Source organism: Arthrobacter sp. B0490, assembly GCF_002929355.1.
Lineage (GTDB): Bacteria > Actinomycetota > Actinomycetes > Actinomycetales > Micrococcaceae > Arthrobacter_D.
The window spans coordinates 1-585 of sequence record NZ_PJIR01000126.1; the positions used below are offsets into that span (position 1 = coordinate 1).

A 585-nucleotide genomic window follows, 5' to 3' on the forward strand; every position below is an offset into this window, starting at 1 on the left:
AGTTGCCGGTGAAGTGGCTGTTGTCGATATCCACGCCCTTGATCTGACCCGGCACGCCCAGGCGGATCACCGCATGGTCGTAACCTTCTAAGCGCTTGCGGCGCGTCTCCCAGCCGTCCATCCACTTGCCGTTGTCATCGAAAACGCCCTCCTTCCATACGGCCGGTGTTGGCTGGAACAACCGGTTGACGTCGGCGAACCAATCGTCGGTGACGGAGATGGCGCGGGTGCCGAGGCGGGCATCGGCCAGGTTGACGTATTTTTCGAAAGGTACGGCGTAAGCTTTCATGGACTCGTCTGCCTTGGATGAGAAGCGGTTTCTGTCATTACTGCCTTTGTTGCGGTTGGTGCTCGTTACATCGCCTGCAGGCGGAACAGGGCGATCTTGTTGATTTCCGCCAGCGCCCGGGCGAATTCCTGCTCGGGGTCGTTGTGGATGCGCTCTTCGAACGCGGCAAGGATCTGGTGCCGGTTGCTGCCCTTGACCGCCATGATGAAGGGGAAACCGAACTTGGCTTTGTAGGCCTCGTTGAGCTCGGTGAAGCGGGCGAACTCCTCCGGCGTGCATTCGTGGATGCCGGCACC

General features: G+C 60.2%; 1 protein-coding gene and 1 pseudogene. Both read right to left on the bottom strand.

Going from position 1 to position 585, the window contains the following annotated elements:
• A pseudogene (locus CXQ97_RS21075) lies at positions 1 to 289 on the bottom strand (allantoicase); the annotation flags it as partial.
• A gap of 65 nt (positions 290 to 354) precedes the next feature.
• Positions 355 to 585 (bottom strand): 2-oxo-4-hydroxy-4-carboxy-5-ureidoimidazoline decarboxylase (gene uraD, locus CXQ97_RS21080; protein ID WP_104182381.1); only part of this gene is annotated, 231 nt, incomplete at its 5' end.